Raw genomic sequence first — 13,260 nt, 5'->3', positions numbered from 1 at the left:
CCTATAAGAAAACATAAAATTCTAAAGTTTTATGCGCTTTATATCTACTTATCTCCAAATTTTTCAAAAACTTCTTTTAAATCAATTTTCCCTTCATAAAACGCTTTTCCTACAATCACACCACTGATTCTAGCATTTTCTAACTTTTCAAAATCACTTAGGTTTGATAATCCACCACTAGCAATGGTAAAAAGCTCGCTTTTTTGTTGAATTGTTTTTGCAAAATCCACATTGATTCCATTTAGCATTCCATCACGCGCAATGTCTGTGCAAATAATAGCCTCTACTTTGCTACCTTTAAAAATCTCTGCAAACTCCCAAGCTAGAGTGCTTCCACTCTTCGCCCAACCTTCTGTTGCAACCTTACCATCTTTTGCATCAATGCCTATAACTACCGCATATTTTTCTGCCATTTTGAGCGCAAATTCTGGGTTTTTAAGCGCGATAGAGCCTAAAATCACGCGCGTAACACCTAAATCAATATAACTTTTAATAATCTCTTCATTACGGATTCCACCCCCAACTTCAATTTTAAGCTTAGAATCCCTACAAATTCTTTCAATTACCCTATGATTTTTTGGCTCTCCTGCAAATGCACCATCTAAATCCACAATATGCAAATACTTAGCCCCAAGATATTCAAAATGTTTTGCTAAATCTAAAGGATCTTTTTCATAAATCTTTGCACTCTCCATTAAGCCTTGACTAAGCCGAACAGCACAACCATCTTTTAAATCAATTGCTGGAATAATCTGCATATTTCCCCTTATAACTCTATAAAATTTTTAAGAATCCTAAGCCCTACATTGTGTGATTTTTCCGGATGAGGCTGGATTCCAAAAATATTCTCTTTTTGCACAATAGAAGCAAAATCTACTCCATAATTGCTAACCCCAACTGCATTTTCTAAATTTTTAACATAAAAACTATGCACAAAATACAAATAAAAAATAGAATCCAAATCTTGCAATAAAGGCGATTCCATCTTTTTATGCACGACATTCCACCCCATATGCGGAATCTTTTTTACACTATTGTCAAAATTAAATTTCACCACTTCCCCTTCTAAAAGCCCAAGTCCAAAATGTTCGCCAAACTCATAACTTTTTTGAAAAAGAAGTTGCATTCCTAAGCAAATCCCAAGCAAAGGCTTACCGCTTTTTACAAACTCTAGCACTGCTTCTTGCATACCAGAATTACGCAAATGCTCCATTGCATCACCAAATGCCCCAACTCCGGGCAAAATCAGGCGATCATAGTTTTTAAGATTATACGGATTACTCTCAATCTCTACCTTTTCTCCAAGCCTTAAAACTGCATTTTTAACACTTGCAAGATTGCCAACTTGATAATTTACAATCCCTAACATTTAATCTCTTTTAAATTTTGCCGTAAAGCGCATATACACTGCAAGTCCAATCAGTAAGCAAGTAACCGCACCAATTAAATACACCGCATAAATGAGTTTTTCAGGCTCAATAATAGTAAATTTAAACACGAGCATTAAGGCTTCAATGGCAAGCGCTATCACAATAGATCCTAAAAAGCGCGTCATTGTCTTATGCACCATTTTAGAATCTTGCGATTTTTGTCTTCCCAACACTTCTTCTTCAAAAATCGCACGCACCAAATCAAAAATCGCTAAAGAGAGCGTAATTAAAATAGTCGCTTCAAAGACATCTTTAATATCCAAGCGATTAAAACGCAAAAGCCCTTCCCACATACTAATCCCACCTTTAACTAACAGCAACGCACTCACTAAAAACAACGCCAAAGACATCACAAAATACACACTCTTTCCAAAGCCAGAAAAGAATCCAAAAAGCGGTGCTGGTCGCACAAGAAGCGAAGTTTGCTCTAGGGGAATATCCATACATACCACATATATTAACTTACCTTTATCGTTATACAATGGATAAGATACTGTAACTACAAGATTTCCACTAGCAAGAGAAGGATAAGGATCAGTCAAAATACACTTTTTCTCTTTAACAGCACGGTAAAAATACGCGCGCTCATTGTGATTATCCCCCTTTTTGCACTCCAAAGTAGAATCCTTTGATATTCCATCTATTACCAAACTTCCGCTTGCATCAAGCACATACAAAAGCTCAAAAATCCCAACTTCATGTTCAATCTTATGCAATCCATCAATAATTTTATTTAACTCTATATGGGGGAGATTATTTTTAATATTGCGTTGAAGTAAAAAACATAAATACGCCCTAATCTCATAACGCATTTCACTAAATTGCAAAATCTCTTTTGAAAGCATTGTTATCCTTGATTTAATTGTGCGCTAATTGTATCAAAAAATACAGGATAATACTCTTTGTTTTTTGTGTTCTCATCTTTTGTAAGTTTATCGCGCCACTTTTGTAAAATTGTCAAATAATCTTCATTGCTCAAATTTCCCTTTAAAAGCTCATAGTTTAAATACAATCCATAAGTGTTTAGCACATCACTTTGGCAATAAGTGTCTATCTTTTCTAGCTCTCCATTATAATACATATCAAGCACCATATCGCCACTTGTATCGTATTTGCCAGGAAAGCCTACTAAATTAGCAAGTACATCTAATTTTAGATTCCGCACAGCCCCATAATTCCCCAAAACTTCTAGCAAATCTAAATGAAATCGCTCGCAATATCTTTGGCGATAATTCTCCCATTTACTCTTATTAAACTCTGGATTATTTTCTTCAAAATACGCATTTGCGCTTAAGCGATATTTCATCGCACGCAAAAGTAGCATAGGCATATCAAAACCCCGCCCATTGTAGCTTACAAGCTTAGGTTGCTTATGGTTAAGATAATTTAAGAAATCTTGAATAATACTTTTTTCCCTTTCTTCTTTAGAATCACCCTTTGCTTTAAAATTTCCCACTTTAATAAATTTTCCATACTCATCACAAAGCACAGCCGCAATACTCACAACTTGATGATAACAAATAGGTAAAAACTCACTCCCACTCTGTTCTTTTTGAATCTCCATTGCCTTTTTGCTAAGCTCTAAATCATTGCATTGCGCTATGTTAATTCCATGATCCATAAATGCTTGTTTAAAACCTTTTTTAAGCAACTCCACATCTAAAATTGTTTCACAATCAAACACCGCAACCAAAGCACACTCTCCTAAACAAAATTATGTATTTTAAAGTAATTTTAGTTAGAATCCAAGAAAAACACAAGGCTTTTAATTATGTTACTTGGAGTAAATATTGACCACATCGCAACTTTGCGCGAAGCAAGGAAAATCAACGACCCTGACCCACTTGAAGCAGTGTTTATTGCAAAAAGAGCTGGCGCAGACCAAATCACTTTACATTTGCGCGAAGACCGTCGCCATATCCACGATGATGATGTGTTAAGAATCCGCAACTCTTCCGTCCTTCCTTTAAATATTGAATGCTCCATTAACCCAGAAATTCTTGAATTTATTTTAAAAATCTCTCCCCATCGCATTACCCTTGTGCCAGAAAATCGTCAAGAAGTTACCACAGAAGGCGGACTTGATGTTGTGGCAAATTTTGAGAGAATCGCAGAAATTACACGCACTTTTAGGGAACATTGCATAGAAGTTTCTTTATTTATTGACACACAAATTGATCAAATTTGCGCTTCTAAGGAAGTTGGAGCGCAAATGGTAGAACTCCACACGGGCACTTATGCAAATCTCCATTTGATGTTAAATTCTAATCTCTCCTACACGCACAATACCATAGAATCGCTAAAAATCCCACGCTCTGAACTTAAAACACACTTTTTAGATTCCATCTCCAGCTTACGCGATGGTGCAAAGGAAGCCAAATGGTTAGGGCTTGAAGTTGCCGCAGGACACGGATTAAACTATCACAATCTAGCACCCATTTTACAAATCCCAGAAATCATAGAATTAAATATAGGGCAAAGCATTATTGCTCGCTCCATATTCACAGGCTTAGAATCCGCCATTAAGGAAATGGTAAAGTTGATAAAACCTTCAGAAAGAAACGCTTTCAGATTAGATTAATACACAAAATCACAGATTTTTCTAACATTTCCTTTTAAAAAGATTCTGCCTTCTTCTTCCCTTAAAAACAATTCTTCATTACTTGCAGGCTTAAAACAGCAAGGATTGGACACCTTGTCTTTCTCTTTAAGATAATAAAACATCGCAGCCATTCCTGTCCCACACGCTAGCGTTTCATCTTCCACACCACGCTCAAAAGTTCTAGCTCTAACACAATCTTTCTCCAACATTGCAATATTAATATTTGCATTGTATTTATGACGCAAAGCACGCAAATCTTCCTTATTTAAATTTGCACCTTCACACACTAAATGTGGCACACCAGTATCAATCAGCCACCAATTTACGCCAAATTCTTGAATATTCTCTTGTATAACTTTTGCCTTAGTTAATGCACTTTCCACTAAAATTTTAGATTCCAACTCTGCAAAAATTTCTGCATTAATCACTCCAGCCCCTGTCAAAAATTCTTGCCTATTTGGCGCAAGATTCAAATCCTTTGCATACAATGCAGCCGCCCTACTTCCATTACCACACATATTTGCGACACTTCCATCGGCATTGTAAAATTCCCATTCAAAATCATAAGTTAGGTGTGGCTTTAAAACAATTAACCCATCAGCTCCAACCCCTTCTTGCCTGTGGCAAATTCTCTTTGCAAGTTCTGCCCAAGAGCCTTCTTTAAACTTAAAAGTATGTGTTAAAATAAAATCATTCCCACTTGCAGAATACTTACTGAAAAACATTAGAATCCTTTTTTAGCTAAGATTTTATTAGAAAAGCTTTTAAAAACAATAAGAAAAACAAATCGCCCAAAAAGGGGATTAGCCGAGAGCTAAAAATTTAGCCAAGAAGTGCATCTAGGCGATTTTGGAGATATTTTGTATTAAAAGAGTTTGCATAAAGTGTTGCATTTTCTTTAAGTTTTGCACTATTTAATTGATTGTAGTTTTCTGCAACATCATCTTTCATTAAACCACCTTCAGCAGCTTTTAAATTCACAATCGTATTCATACTTGCATTAATCCCAGATTGGATTCCATTCATTGCAGAACCAATATTTGCACGCTCCATATTTACGCGATCAATGAAATTCAAAATACTTTGCTGATTATTTACGCTCAAGTCTGCAATATTTGGCGCTTGCATATTAATACTAGCTGTACCATTACCTGTTACAAAACTCATTTGTCCGCCAAAAACATTTTTACCATTAAAAATTGCTTGACTTGTTGCATCTTGCATTGATTGTGTTAGTGCGTTTGCTTCACTTTCAATCATCGCCCTTTGATCACTATTTAATGCAGGATTTCCAAGTGCCACAGAAAGCTCATTCATACGAATTGCGGAACTTGTGATATTTGAAAGTGTCGCATCAGCGATCTGCATAACACCTAGCGCATCATTAGCATTTCGCACGCCTTGACTCATTGAGTTTGCTTGCGCTAAAAGGGCATTTGCAATGGCTAAACTTGCGCCATCTGTAGCTTCAAGAGAACGCGGGGAAGCAAGCTTTTTTATTGCATCTTTCTCTTCATCTTTTGCTTTTTTTAAGCTAATCAGGCTCTCGTTAGTGCTTTGTGAATTTCCAATTTTCATTTTTATCTCCTTAAGATTGATTGATTTGCATCCTTGCGATTTTAAAAAACATAAGCATTTTGCATTCCACTTTTATGCCTTTTTTGCAGAATCACTAGCCATTTTCTGCTCCAAATACTTAGTATGGATAACTCCTCTTCTAAAATCGTCATTTTTCATCATTTCTTTATGGAATGCAATCGTTGTTTTAATGCCTTCAACACAAAACTCATCTAATGCACGCGCCATTCTAGCAATCGCCTCATCACGATTGCGTCCCCACACAATGAGCTTACCAATCATAGAATCATAAAACATTGGCACAACATATCCTGCATAAGCGTGGCTATCAATACGAACATTATTTCCACCCGGTGCGATCCATTTTGTGATTTTACCAGCAGAAGGATAAAACTTTACAGGATCTTCTGCTGTAATTCTGCATTCCATCGCACATCCACTAAAACTTATAGAATCTTGCTTTGGAAGCTCTTTCCCCTCCGCAACCTTAATCATTAATTCAATAATATCCAAACCACTTACAAGTTCACTTACAGGATGTTCAACTTGCAATCTTGTATTCATCTCCATAAAATAAAAATTTTGATTAGAATCTAACAAAAACTCATAAGTCCCAGCACCCACATATTTAATTGCTTTTGTAGCAGTAATTGCAGTTTGCAATAACTTCTCGCGCGTTTTTGGCTCTAATGTGGGCGCAGGAGATTCCTCAATTAACTTTTGGTGGCGTCTTTGAAGCGAGCAATCTCTCTCACCAATATGCAAAACATTACCACATTTATCCGCAATAACTTGCACCTCAATATGCTTTGGTTTATCAATAAACTTCTCCATATAAATTGTGCCATCTCCAAATGCGCTAATTGCCTCAGATTCCGCTGCCAAATAAGCATTAAACATATTTTCTTCACTTTCTACAATACGCATTCCACGCCCACCACCACCTGCAGCAGCTTTTAAAATAACAGGGTAACCAATCTCTTTGGCAAGTTTAATGGCTTGTTCTTTGGATTCCACAGCACCATCACTTCCTGGAACCACCGGAACACCAGCTTTTTTCATTACTTCTTTAGCTTTACTTTTATCGCTCATTAGCACCATAACATCTGGTGTTGGACCGATAAATTCAATGCCATGATGGTTACAAATCTCTACAAAATTTTGATTTTCACTTAAAAATCCATATCCAGGAAAAATTGCATCTACCTTAAAGAGTTCTGCTGCAGAAATAATTGCTGGAATATTTAGATAACTCTCACTAGATTTATCTCCACCAATGCATACTTTCGCATCTGCTAAATCTAAATAATGCGCTTCTTTATCGGCTGTGGAATATACAGCAATCGCCTTTTTACCCATTTCCTTAATAGTGCGGATAGCTCTTAAGGCAATTTCACCACGATTTGCAATTAAAATGGTATTAATTTCTTTTTGCAAAGACATTAGAGTTTCTCCACGACAAACAAAGGGGAGTTATACTCCACAGGCTGTGCATCATTTGGAATAATTTCTAAAATTTTACAATCAAATTCTGCTTCAATTTCATTCATAATTTTCATAGCTTCAATAATTCCAAGTGTTTGCCCCTTTTTTACTTTATCGCCCACATTAACATAAGCTGGAGTATTTGGAGATGGACAACGATAAAATGTTCCAACCATAGGAGAATTGATTGTATCTCCACTAGGCGTTACTGGAGCTGGCACAGAAGCCACAGGAGAAACTTGCGGAAGGCTTTGTGTGACTGGAGCTGGTGCTGCCTGCACAACAGATGTTGCACCACTTACACCTTTTTCAAGTTTGATTTTAGTTGTATCTTGCGTAATGCTTAGACGATTGAGAGCACTTGCATCAAAAATTTTAATAAGCTCTTTAATATCCTTAAAATCCATTTAAAAGCCTTTATTGAAAAATTAATTTCGCTACTTAAAACTCTAATAGCTTTAGAGATAACTTGCGATTTAAATCTGTTATAATATCATATTTACATAAAATAATTACTTAGTTAAGGAATAAAATGGGCTTGAAAGAAGATACTTGGATCAGAAAAATGGCAATAGAACGCGCCATGATTGAACCCTTTTGCGAAAATCAAGTGGGCAAAGGCGTTGTAAGCTATGGATTATCTAGTTATGGCTATGATATTCGTGTGAGCAATGAGTTTAAAATCTTTACAAATATCAATGCAATGGTTGTAGATCCTAAAAATTTTGACGCGGCAAATGTTGTGGATTTTGTCGGTGATGTTTGCATTGTTCCGCCAAACTCTTTTGCACTCGCTAGAACAATAGAGTATTTTAAAATTCCACGCAATATTTTAGCCATTTGTCTTGGTAAAAGCACTTATGCAAGATGTGGAATCATCGTTAATGTTACGCCTTTTGAGCCAGAATTTGAAGGGCATATTACTATTGAAATTTCAAATACAACACCTCTGCCTGCTAAAATTTATGCCAATGAAGGTATTGCACAAGTGCTATTTTTAGAGGGCGATAGAGATTGTGAAGTAAGCTATAAAGATAAACAAGGCAAATACCAAGCCCAAAAAGGAATCACACTCCCTAGAATTTTAAAATAATTCCTAAAAGTTGGAATCGGATTTTAGCTTTTGCATTTTGGATTCCAACTTCACTCTGCGCCAATCCATTTAAACACAATTTTTCTTGCAATGCGTTCTAGAGCTCTACGCAACACACTCCAATGCATAAATGCTCCGCCAATTAACCCTATAATACTCCCCACTATAATATCTAAAACCCTAGCTTGAATAATTATATCAGGATTATATTGCATAAAATTACTAACTTCCGCTAAATAAGTAGAATAAGGCGTTAAAAACACCATTGATAGTGCGTAATTACGCACTACTGTGTATTCCGCAAAAAACATTAAAACCATCATCAAAAGCGCAAACTCCATCGCACTAAAAGTAAAATGCAACAAAAAATATGCCAAACTCACCCCAACAATCGTACCTAAAATCCTTTGGAGTTGCTTAATCCAAATTTGCTTAAAAGTTACCGCCGTCATCACCGCAGCACAACTAATCCCCACCCAATACCCACGATTCAGCTCCAAATGACTTTGAAAAAACATCGCAAATCCCACAAAAAACGCGATAATCATAGGATCAACAACAATCACGCCAAACCCAAACTCCCCAACCTTTGGAATAGGCTTAATTGCGTGTTTAAAGATATAAATTACACTAAGAGAATACAAAAGTACCATCACATTTGCTACCATTGTCCCAAGTGCTACAAGTCCGATAGCCATAGGATAATCTCTTACTTCAAAAGGAATATAAGTCCCAAGAATCGTAGCAAATGTAAAGAAAAAAAAGCCCGGAGCCCCGATACTAAAATATCGCACAACTTGCGCACTTACAAGCGTTACGCCAAAGACGATTAAGGGAATAAGTTGCGGGAAACTCTGCCCAACAAGCCCAAGCGTGAAAGATACGATAATCCCAAATGCACAAGACATACTTAAAATCATCTTATGATAAATAGGTGTATCAGGCACATAGAGAAAAATCATCGCTCCAATCACAGAAACAAGCCCAAAATCAGGGCGTCCAAACAATGTAGCAACAAACAAAATCACAGCCACTCCAAGCCCTGCAAAAAACGGCATTTGCCAAGATCTATCGCTTTGATTCCAAGTAAAAATTAATCCAAAATCTTTTTTCAGCCCTTGAAGCATAAAACGCCTTGTGTTTAAATTCAAGCATTATAGCTAACTTTTAAGATTCTTAGGGTTTTGCTATAATTCTTTTTTAAAAAAGGAATCCAAAATGAAAATCATTGCAAGCAATTTTAAAACAAATCACACAAGAAAAAGCACACAAGAGTTTTGTGATGCGCTAGAGTCCTTTTTATCACACAAAAGCATTCCGCACAAAGTCGCTGTGTTCCCACCTTCAACGGCACTTTTAGAGAATGCATTTAAACATTTTTCAATCGGAGCGCAAAATGCATATTTTGTACAAAATGGCTCTTTTACAGGCGAGATAGGCTTAGAGCAATTAGAAGAGTTTAGCATTCAAACCTTACTCATAGGACATAGCGAAAGGCGCTTTTTAGGGGAATGCCAAGAGTTTTGCGCGCAAAAATTTGCGTATTTTGCTAAACAAAATTTTGAAATTTTTTATTGTATCGGAGAAAGTTTGAATACCAAAAATCAAGGTTTAGATTCCACATTAGCCTTTTTGGAATCGCAATTACAAGGAATTGATTTAAGTTATCCTAAACTTATTGTTGCTTATGAACCAATTTGGGCAATTGGAAGCGGAGTTAGTGCAACTTTAGATGAAATCACACAAGTCCACACACGCTTAAAGCAAAAATTAGGTAAAATCCCACTTCTTTATGGCGGAAGTGTGAAACCCCAAAATACAAGCGAAATCCTAAGCCTAAATGGCGTAGATGGCGTGCTTGTAGGCAGTGCAAGCTGGGAAATAGAAAGCTTTTGTCAAATTTTAGAAAATTCATTTTAAAGGCTAAGTTATGATTATGAAAGGCAAAAAAGGGCTAATCGTAGGCGTTGCGAATAACAAATCCATTGCTTATGGAATCACCAAAGCATGCAAGGAACAAGGCGCAACCCTTGCTTTAACCTATATGAACGAACAAATAGAAAAGCGTGTGCGTCCTATCGCTGATGAAATCGGCAGTAGCTCATATGTGTATGAGCTTGATGTGAGCAAAAAAGAACATTTTGCCACCTTAAGGGAGCAGATTCAAAAGGACTTTGGCAAGCTTGACTTTCTAGTCCATAGTGTAGCATTTGCACCAAAAGAAGCTTTAGATGGAAGCTTTTTAGGCACTTCTAAAGAAGCATTTAATGTTGCAATGGAAGTTTCTGTGTATTCTCTTATTGAGCTTTGCCGCGAATTAGAGCCTGTGCTAAATGAAAATGCTTCTATTTTAACTCTTAGCTACTTGGGAGCAGTAAAACATGTAGCGCATTATAATGTAATGGGTGTGGCAAAAGCTGCATTAGAATCTAGCGTGCGTTACTTAGCACACGATTTAGGACCAAAAGGAATCCGTGTAAATGCGATCTCGGCTGGACCAATTAGGACACTTGCAGCAAGTGGAATTGGGGATTTTAGATTTATTTTAAAATGGAATGAAGCAAATGCTCCATTGCGCAAAAATGTCGGCATTGAAGAAGTTGGAAACTCTGCAATGTATCTACTCTCTCCACTTGCTAGTGCCGTTACAGGTGAGATTCACTATGTAGATTGTGGATATAATATTATGGGAATGGCAGCTGTTACAGAGAAGAATGGCAAGGCTAGTATGGTTTGGGATTCTGTGAAATAGGGGCAGTCTATGGAAGCGCAGTTAATGAATCTTGCGATTGAAACTTACAAAATCACATTAATTTTATCGCTTCCAATGCTTCTTGTAGGGCTTGTTGTAGGGCTTATGATTAGTATTTTTCAAGCCACAACACAAATTAACGAAATGACACTCACCTTTGTGCCAAAAATCCTAGCAGTAATTGTTGTGATTATCTTTACAATGCCTTGGATGCTAAACATGCTGATAGATTTTACAACGCGCATTTTCAATATGATGCCAACTTTTCTTTTTTAATGTTTCAAAAACTCATTGACTTTTCACAATACACAAGTGTTAAAATTGGATCAATCCAACCTTTAAACTTCATAGAATCCACAGAGGACTACGATAGGTTTTTACAGAGTGGTGAGACTATTAATATTATTGGCAAGGCAAATAATCTCCTAATCTCTCCAAATGCAAAAAACCTTATCACATTGAGCAAAAAGTTTGATTATATTAGAGATTTAGGTGATAGCCTAGAAATAGGTGCGGCAACGCCTAGTGGCAAGATCTTTTCTTATGCAAAACGCCATAATTTAAGCGGTTTTGAGATTTTATCCAAACTTCCTGGAAGCATAGGTGGGATTATCAAAATGAACGCAGGGCTAAAAACTTATGAAATCAAAGACATTTTAGATGGAATCTTAATTTTAGATTCCAATGTTAAGCTTAAGTTTAAAAGTGTGGAATCATTAGGGCTAACATACCGCAATAGCGCGATTAAAGAGCTAATCTTTGCAGGGATTTTTAAAAAGAAATTTGGCTTTAAAGCAAGTCTTATAGAAACCTTTGCTAAAATGCGTGCAAACCAGCCAAAAGAACCAAGTTTTGGGAGTTGCTTTAAAAATCCTAGTGGCAATTTTGCGGGTGCATTAATCGAACAAATAGGCTTAAAAGGTATAAAATTTGGCAAAAACAAAAGCTTGATGTTTAGTCAAATCCACGCAAATTTTCTAGTTAATCTTGGCAATTCTAGCTTTAATGAAGCCTTAGATTTAATCCACTTGGCAAAAGAAAAGGTCTATATGGAATCTAAAATCACTTTAGAAGAAGAAGTGCAAATTATTCAATAAATTTTATTTTCAAATAAAAATAATATATCCTAAACTCCTTAACAACAATTCACTAATTTCTTAGATAAAGCAACTGCCAACCATTGCCTATTCTCTAAATACCACATTGCAGTTCTTTTTATGCCTTCTTCAAGCTCAACTAATGGCATCCAACCAAGCTCTTCCCGTATTTTGCTAGCATCAATTGCATAACGCAAATCATGTCCTGCACGATCTTCTACAAATGAAATTAACTTCTCTGATGTTCCAATAGGATTTTCTAAAAGCTCATCAATAATACGAGTAATCAAAAAAATTATATCAATATTTTTTCTCTCATTGTTGCCACCTATATTGTAAGTTTCCCCAATCTTACCGCAATGAAAAACAAGATCAATCGCACGCACATGATCTTCCACATAAAGCCAATCACGCACATTTTCCCCTTTTCCATAAATTGGAATAGACTCCCCATTTAGAAGATTACTAATGGCCACTGGAATAAGTTTTTCTGGAAACTGAAATGGTCCATAATTATTTGAACAATTTGTAATGAGTATTGGCAATCCATAAGTATCATAAAATGCGCGCACAAAATGATCGCTACTTGCTTTGCTTGCAGAGTATGGAGAATGCGGATCATATTTTGTATTTTCTGTAAAAAGCGTATTATCAAATTTTAAAGTTCCATAAACTTCATCTGTTGAAATATGGTAAAAAATCCCCCCCCCCCCCGCAAAATATTTAAATTTTTCCAAAACTCATAAGACGTCTGAAGAAGAGAAAGTGTGCCAAGAATATTTGTTTTTGCAAAAGCGAAAGGTTCATCTATGGAACGATCAACATGTGATTCTGCTGCAAGATGAATTACACCATCAATTTTATATTTTTCAAAAATACTACGCACAGATTTAATATCACAAATGTCTGCATACTCAAAAATATAATTTTGTTTCTTTTTAATCTCTAAAAGATTTGCAAGATTGCCTGCATAAGTTAGCTTATCTAAATTAACTATACGATATTTTGGATACTTTTTTACAAAAAAACGCACCAAATGAGAACCGATAAAACCTGCTCCACCTGTAATTAAAATATTTCTTTGAAAATCCACACTTCACCTTTATATAACAATTAAGCGTTAATGTAACATTTCAATGCTATAGATTATCTTTATTTGTCAATATTTTCAAGCAAAATAACAAGCCAAAACCTTGCGCTATTTCACAACAATGCGTTACAAT

At 36.0% G+C, this 13,260-nt stretch carries 15 protein-coding genes and 1 pseudogene; 6 read left to right on the top strand and 10 right to left on the bottom strand.

The genetic code is table 11. The features are described from left to right. Window positions 1-44 precede the first annotated feature (44 nt). From hisA to IP358_RS01115, 4 genes are read right to left on the bottom strand one after another with little or no spacing between them, the layout of a single operon-like run. Window positions 45-758: a 1-(5-phosphoribosyl)-5-[(5-phosphoribosylamino)methylideneamino]imidazole-4-carboxamide isomerase gene (gene hisA, locus IP358_RS01130; RefSeq protein WP_006802115.1), complete on the bottom strand. Its 714-nt coding sequence runs from the start codon at window positions 756-758 to the stop codon at window positions 45-47. 8 nt (window positions 759-766) lie between these two features. Then, on the bottom strand, window positions 767-1,369 hold the full coding sequence (gene hisH / locus IP358_RS01125; protein ID WP_006802116.1) for an imidazole glycerol phosphate synthase subunit HisH: 603 nt from the start codon (window positions 1,367-1,369) through the stop codon (window positions 767-769). After that, window positions 1,370-2,275, bottom strand: a complete 906-nt coding sequence (locus IP358_RS01120) for a PDC sensor domain-containing protein (RefSeq protein ID WP_006802117.1) — start codon at window positions 2,273-2,275, stop codon at window positions 1,370-1,372. 2 nt (window positions 2,276-2,277) lie between these two features. Beyond that, the gene (locus IP358_RS01115; RefSeq protein WP_006802118.1) at window positions 2,278-3,123 is read right to left on the bottom strand and encodes a 3'-5' exonuclease; all 846 of its coding nucleotides are present in this window, start codon (window positions 3,121-3,123) and stop codon (window positions 2,278-2,280) included. A 78-nt stretch (window positions 3,124-3,201) separates the two neighbouring features. Between IP358_RS01115 and IP358_RS01110 the strand changes: the two genes are divergently transcribed. Continuing rightward, on the top strand, window positions 3,202-4,011 hold the full coding sequence (locus IP358_RS01110) for a pyridoxine 5'-phosphate synthase (RefSeq protein WP_006802119.1): 810 nt from the start codon (window positions 3,202-3,204) through the stop codon (window positions 4,009-4,011). Here IP358_RS01110 and dapF read toward each other — a convergent pair. From dapF to accB, 4 genes are all read right to left on the bottom strand, one after another. Then, the gene (gene dapF, locus IP358_RS01105) at window positions 4,008-4,757 is read right to left on the bottom strand and encodes a diaminopimelate epimerase (protein WP_006802120.1); all 750 of its coding nucleotides are present in this window, start codon (window positions 4,755-4,757) and stop codon (window positions 4,008-4,010) included. The two genes, IP358_RS01110 and dapF, sit on opposite strands and share 4 nt — an antisense overlap. Window positions 4,758-4,854: 97 nt before the next feature. Further along, a complete protein-coding gene (locus IP358_RS01100; protein ID WP_006802121.1) occupies window positions 4,855-5,610 on the bottom strand; it encodes a flagellin in 756 nt (251 codons plus the stop codon). Window positions 5,611-5,682: 72 nt separating this feature from the next. Then, the gene (locus IP358_RS01095; RefSeq protein WP_006802122.1) at window positions 5,683-7,053 is read right to left on the bottom strand and encodes an acetyl-CoA carboxylase biotin carboxylase subunit; all 1,371 of its coding nucleotides are present in this window, start codon (window positions 7,051-7,053) and stop codon (window positions 5,683-5,685) included. Continuing rightward, window positions 7,053-7,502 carry an acetyl-CoA carboxylase biotin carboxyl carrier protein gene (gene accB / locus IP358_RS01090; RefSeq protein WP_006802123.1) on the bottom strand — a complete coding sequence of 150 codons (450 nt, stop codon included), beginning with the start codon at window positions 7,500-7,502 and terminating at the stop codon, window positions 7,053-7,055. The genes IP358_RS01095 and accB overlap by 1 nt, the downstream gene beginning before the upstream one ends. 125 nt (window positions 7,503-7,627) lie before the next feature. Between accB and dcd the strand changes: the two genes are divergently transcribed. After that, on the top strand, window positions 7,628-8,188 hold the full coding sequence (gene dcd, locus IP358_RS01085) for a dCTP deaminase (RefSeq protein ID WP_006802124.1): 561 nt from the start codon (window positions 7,628-7,630) through the stop codon (window positions 8,186-8,188). Between the two features lie 50 nt (window positions 8,189-8,238). Here dcd and IP358_RS01080 read toward each other — a convergent pair whose 3' ends face one another. Then, complete coding sequence (locus IP358_RS01080) at window positions 8,239-9,315, bottom strand: FUSC family protein (RefSeq protein ID WP_006802125.1); 1,077 nt, start codon at window positions 9,313-9,315, stop codon at window positions 8,239-8,241. Window positions 9,316-9,406: 91 nt separating this feature from the next. On the opposite strand from IP358_RS01080, the gene IP358_RS01075 reads away from it, so the two are divergent. From IP358_RS01075 to IP358_RS01060, 4 genes are read left to right on the top strand one after another with little or no spacing between them, the layout of a single operon-like run. Continuing rightward, entirely contained in the window at window positions 9,407-10,108 is a 702-nt protein-coding gene (locus IP358_RS01075; RefSeq protein ID WP_006802126.1) for a triose-phosphate isomerase, read from the top strand. Between the two features lie 10 nt (window positions 10,109-10,118). Continuing rightward, entirely contained in the window at window positions 10,119-10,940 is an 822-nt protein-coding gene (fabI, locus tag IP358_RS01070; RefSeq protein ID WP_006802127.1) for an enoyl-ACP reductase FabI, read from the top strand. 9 nt (window positions 10,941-10,949) lie between these two features. Then, complete coding sequence (fliQ, locus tag IP358_RS01065) at window positions 10,950-11,216, top strand: flagellar biosynthesis protein FliQ (protein ID WP_006802128.1); 267 nt, start codon at window positions 10,950-10,952, stop codon at window positions 11,214-11,216. Next, window positions 11,216-12,037, top strand: a complete 822-nt coding sequence (locus IP358_RS01060) for a UDP-N-acetylmuramate dehydrogenase (RefSeq protein ID WP_006802129.1) — start codon at window positions 11,216-11,218, stop codon at window positions 12,035-12,037. The genes fliQ and IP358_RS01060 overlap by 1 nt, the downstream gene beginning before the upstream one ends. Window positions 12,038-12,075: 38 nt before the next feature. Here the strand turns inward: IP358_RS01060 and rfbB are convergent. After that, a pseudogene (gene rfbB, locus IP358_RS01055) lies at window positions 12,076-13,130 on the bottom strand (dTDP-glucose 4,6-dehydratase). Window positions 13,131-13,260: the final 130 nt, after the last annotated feature.

Source organism: Helicobacter winghamensis ATCC BAA-430 (assembly GCF_028751035.1).
Taxonomy (GTDB): Bacteria; Campylobacterota; Campylobacteria; order Campylobacterales; family Helicobacteraceae; genus Helicobacter_D; species Helicobacter_D winghamensis.
The sequence above is the reverse complement of the archived record's forward strand: the minus strand, read 5'-3'. Positions and strand labels throughout refer to the sequence as shown.

What these genes read in the sequence shown, in the direction of transcription:
- IP358_RS01120 (WP_006802117.1), bottom strand. Translation starts at nt 2,275, where the DNA reads ATGCTTTCAAAAGAGATTTTGCAATTTAGTGAAATGCGTTATGAGATT.
- dcd (WP_006802124.1), top strand. Translation starts at nt 7,628, where the DNA reads ATGGGCTTGAAAGAAGATACTTGGATCAGAAAAATGGCAATAGAACGC.
- IP358_RS01075 (WP_006802126.1), top strand. Translation starts at nt 9,407, where the DNA reads ATGAAAATCATTGCAAGCAATTTTAAAACAAATCACACAAGAAAAAGC.
- IP358_RS01095 (WP_006802122.1), bottom strand. Translation starts at nt 7,053, where the DNA reads ATGTCTTTGCAAAAAGAAATTAATACCATTTTAATTGCAAATCGTGGT.
- IP358_RS01110 (WP_006802119.1), top strand. Translation starts at nt 3,202, where the DNA reads ATGTTACTTGGAGTAAATATTGACCACATCGCAACTTTGCGCGAAGCA.
- IP358_RS01080 (WP_006802125.1), bottom strand. Translation starts at nt 9,315, where the DNA reads ATGCTTCAAGGGCTGAAAAAAGATTTTGGATTAATTTTTACTTGGAAT.
- fliQ (WP_006802128.1), top strand. Translation starts at nt 10,950, where the DNA reads ATGGAAGCGCAGTTAATGAATCTTGCGATTGAAACTTACAAAATCACA.
- hisA (WP_006802115.1), bottom strand. Translation starts at nt 758, where the DNA reads ATGCAGATTATTCCAGCAATTGATTTAAAAGATGGTTGTGCTGTTCGG.
- fabI (WP_006802127.1), top strand. Translation starts at nt 10,119, where the DNA reads ATGATTATGAAAGGCAAAAAAGGGCTAATCGTAGGCGTTGCGAATAAC.
- hisH (WP_006802116.1), bottom strand. Translation starts at nt 1,369, where the DNA reads ATGTTAGGGATTGTAAATTATCAAGTTGGCAATCTTGCAAGTGTTAAA.
- IP358_RS01060 (WP_006802129.1), top strand. Translation starts at nt 11,216, where the DNA reads ATGTTTCAAAAACTCATTGACTTTTCACAATACACAAGTGTTAAAATT.
- IP358_RS01100 (WP_006802121.1), bottom strand. Translation starts at nt 5,610, where the DNA reads ATGAAAATTGGAAATTCACAAAGCACTAACGAGAGCCTGATTAGCTTA.
- dapF (WP_006802120.1), bottom strand. Translation starts at nt 4,757, where the DNA reads ATGTTTTTCAGTAAGTATTCTGCAAGTGGGAATGATTTTATTTTAACA.
- accB (WP_006802123.1), bottom strand. Translation starts at nt 7,502, where the DNA reads ATGGATTTTAAGGATATTAAAGAGCTTATTAAAATTTTTGATGCAAGT.